The sequence below is a fragment of the Shewanella sp. 11B5 genome (assembly GCF_002836795.1).
GTDB classification, from domain to species: Bacteria; Pseudomonadota; Gammaproteobacteria; order Enterobacterales; family Shewanellaceae; genus Shewanella; species Shewanella frigidimarina.
On the sequence record NZ_PJAP01000628.1, the window covers coordinates 1 to 3719 of the forward strand.

The 3719-nt window shown below is 42.1% G+C and carries 2 protein-coding genes and 1 pseudogene; 1 reads left to right on the top strand and 2 read right to left on the bottom strand.

Annotation, left to right across the window (positions count from 1 at the left end; genetic code table 11):
- Both CXF78_RS14475 and CXF78_RS14480 read right to left on the bottom strand, forming a co-directional pair.
- Positions 1–195 (bottom strand): annotated as a pseudogene (locus CXF78_RS14475) (2,4-dienoyl-CoA reductase); the annotation flags it as partial.
- 206 nt (positions 196–401) lie between these two features.
- A complete protein-coding gene (locus CXF78_RS14480) occupies positions 402–2879 on the bottom strand; it encodes a TonB-dependent receptor (RefSeq protein WP_102037200.1) in 2478 nt (825 codons plus the stop codon).
- A gap of 449 nt (positions 2880–3328) precedes the next feature.
- Here CXF78_RS14480 and CXF78_RS14485 point away from each other — a divergent pair, with 449 nt between their 5' ends.
- Complete coding sequence (locus CXF78_RS14485) at positions 3329–3685, top strand: YibL family ribosome-associated protein (RefSeq protein ID WP_011637893.1); 357 nt, start codon at positions 3329–3331, stop codon at positions 3683–3685.
- Positions 3686–3719 lie beyond the last annotated feature (34 nt).

Sequence of the window (3719 nt, forward strand, 5' to 3'; positions counted from 1 at the left end):
GGGATCAATCATCACATTACCGGTGATCATTAATCCGACACCGCCTTTTGCCCATGCTTCATACAAGTTGAACAATGCATCGCCTGGTTGTTGCAAGGTATTGGCGAGGTTTTCTTCCATTGCGGCTTTGACCAATCGATTGGAAATGACTGCACCATTGCTCAAGGTGTATGGTGTGAAAATGGTATTAGCCATGAAATAATGTCCTAAGGTAACCCGCTGAATTAATGTGTTGTTTATCCTACAAGTAGCCTAGATAGTCAATTATCCTCATTGGATAGCGATAAAAAAAGCACTGCCACAGGCAGTGCTTTCATCATCTCGTTACTCTATTTAGCGTTAGATTTAGCGCTAAATTGAGATCTAGATTTCGAGCAAGCAAAATCCAGATTGATATGTTTTTAAATACGATAAGTTAGGGTTAACTTCGCATTACGCTCTTCGCCGGGTAATCCGCCTAAGAACATCGCCTTATCGTAATATGTTTCATTAAATAAGTTATTAATGTTCAATTGGATTTTATAACGTTCAACGTCATAACTAATCGCTGAATCGATTACCGTATAACTTGGCACATAACCATCTGGAATACCAAATGAGCTAGAGTGTGTGCTGCGTTCATCGACATATTTAGCCCCAAGACTGATTGATACCGGTGCTGGTAAGGCAAATTCTGCGGCATAAGTTACCCAAGCGCCTGCTGTGACGTAAGGTACACCTTTTTGGCGTTGGCCATAATCACTGCTATTTGGATTTTGATTGTCTCTAGCATCTTGGTAAACCGCGTTAACGTTGACTTTCCATTGGTCACTTAAATATGCATTCAGATCTAGCTCCACCCCTTTAGTATCTTCGCTGCCGTCGTAAAAATACGGGAAGATATCTGGTGTTGCTTCGCTGCTTTCGTAGTCTGGATTGGTATAAGCCACATTAGTACGTGATGTTTTGAAAAAGACCAAAGAGGCGAGCAATTGATCATCAAATGCTTTGGCACGAATACCTAAATCATTACTGATAGATTGAGAATCTTCACGGTCTGCTTCATTGCCTTTTACATCGCCTAACACACTGTATGCTGTACGGCCTTTAGAATGATTAACGAAAATGGAGATATCGTCAGTAGGCATATAAGTTAGGCCTAAATTGTAGGTTACACCGTTATCTGTGGTATCCGCTTCTGGTTGAGGGTCTGCTAAGCTACTACTGTAACGAGCATCGACACCCAAGTGTTCATAACTTTGTTTAATTTCATTGAATGCGACACCAATACGGCTAGTAAATCCGCCACCTAAATAACCCACATGTTGTAAGCCCAAGCCCCAAGCTGTGACAGATTTATTGTAGTTACTGGTTAATAATGGATCGTAGTCTTCAAATTCACCTTCGCCCCAATTTGGGTTACGGATATCATAAATATACGGTAGCGAACCTTGATATGACAAATTACCATCGGAATCTTTCAAGGTGTAATCTGCGTCGTAAATTGAATACTGTTTAAAGCGAATATCGCGATCTTCAAAGTTAGCATTAACTAATAATTCGTTACTGATATTGCCAATGTCGAAGTCATAACGTAAGTCGGCAAAATACTGCCATGACTTTTCTTCTGCCGAGACTTTGCGGTATTCCTGACGACGAGCTGCATATGGATATAGGGTGCCATCTTCAACCAAAGGTGCGCGTGGGTCGGCGTTAATTACGCCACTACGTTGCCAGTAAACATAGTTGTAAGCCCCTGTTTGACGAGCAAAACTGGTTTCGTAATTACGGTATTGCAGTTGTTGGTTTAAAAATAAGTCATCGGTTAAGTACACATTATGGCTTAGTTTAAAGCGCAACTCTTCGCCTTCATTGTCTTTCGCCATTGGAGAAATAAGACCGTTATGACCAAACTCATACGGTGTTAGGCCATCATTTGCGCTTAACGAGTCGGTTAATTGTTGGCGCTGATCGTCTGTTAGTTGTAAACCCTTACTGGTAGGGTCGTTGACTAAGTCTTGCCAGCTGATTTCACCAGCGGTTTTCCCATCGACTGAAGCTGCGTTATAAATGCGGATAGGATGGCCGATTGAATCGACGGGGATCGCATCGCTAATATATGCTGTTGATAGCATAATATTTTGGTTTTCATTCAATACATATTTAAGCGAGCCATATATTTCATCGCGGTCGGTACCAAGATCTCGATAACCTGTACTACGAGCCGTTTTTGCCACGAGGCGATAGGCTAAATCGTCAGTTATTCCGCCCGTAGAATCAGCCATGAGAGAATAACTATCCCATTGACCCACTTCAGCTTCAAACAACTGTTTACTGTCAAATTGAGGTTTTTTCTCAATAAGGTTAATCACGCCACCCGCGCTGCCCATACCATATAGGCCAGTAGCAGGGCCTTTGAGTACTTCAACAGAACTCACGTTGGTTAGCGAACGAGTTGGATTAAAGGTGTTACCTAATCCTGCACCGCCATACATACCATCGTAGGTGTAGTTGGCGCCTAATCCGCGAACAACTAAATTGTCGCCAATACCATAATTATTACCCGCTTGGGTTACGCCGCTGATATTACGAACTAAATCTTGCATGTTGGTGATGCCTTGGGCATCAATTAATGCTTCATCAACAATCACTACCGCCGCAGGCGTTTCCATCAGCGACATATCAGATTTGGTTGCTAAACCTGAGTTCATCACTACTTGGTTTTGTCGGCCATAAACCGTTATTCGTTCATAGCTGGCTGAGGGTGATGCATTGGCCGTATCATTTGAAGATTGTGCAGCAACCTCAGATTGGGCAACTGGTGTTTGTGCGTGAGCATAAACGGGAAACAATACACTTTGACAAGCAAGGGCAAGTAGAGATAAACGTAATGGCGTCATAACAGGTTAGGCTCTTTATTAACAATGGCGCGAATGATAATGATTATCATAAGTATTGCAATAGTGGGTTTTGTTATATGTGGCAAAAAACGGGTTTTGGAGATTTGGTTGCTGATAAATCAAACAATTCCAATAAACGATTAGCATGATTAATTGACCATTAAAGGGATCAGTCATCCATAAACTTAGCGCTTCAGCGCTATAAACGTACATTAGCGTGAGTTACCCGATGAGTGTGCTATGTGGTCGCGCTAATGGAGGTTGATAATGTGATAATATCCAGATTGTTTGTTCTAGGTAAAAAACTTTGCCTGTACATCCATATATGAAACGTTTGCTATTCGCATCTTGGGTGCTTTTGGGTATATAATCTGCCTCCGAAACGGTGTTGTGACAAACGTATAAGCGTAAACGATTCACTAACACACCAAAGCACTTAAGGTAATCAAATGAATTTAAAGCTAGAACTGCAGACATTGAATGATAAATTAGACAAGTTTCGTCGCAAGTTAGCTGCGGCTGAAGCACGTGGCGATGCCACGATTGTCCTGCAGTTTAAGAAAGAAGTGGCGACTGTGACTAAGCGCATCGCCAGCATTAAAGGCCAGCAAACTCGCCAGTTCAGCCAAGAAGGCGTGGCGTTGAAAGCGTTAGGTTTTAAGCGTGTGCTGACTAAAGCCGAACAAGCCGATATGGGTAAGTTAAATAAGTCGGTAAAAGGTTTAGTCGTTGTGCATCCTTTAACTGCATTAGGCCGTGAAATGGGCATAAAAGATGTGACGGGTTTTGCGCCTGCTAAGTTCTAATATTTTCTTTTACAGTTAGTTGTCGTAAGGTTAA

Excerpts from the sequence above, each read along its gene's own strand:
- CXF78_RS14480 (WP_102037200.1), bottom strand. The coding sequence starts at position 2,879 with ATGACGCCATTACGTTTATCTCTACTTGCCCTTGCTTGTCAAAGTGTA.
- CXF78_RS14485 (WP_011637893.1), top strand. The coding sequence starts at position 3,329 with ATGAATTTAAAGCTAGAACTGCAGACATTGAATGATAAATTAGACAAG.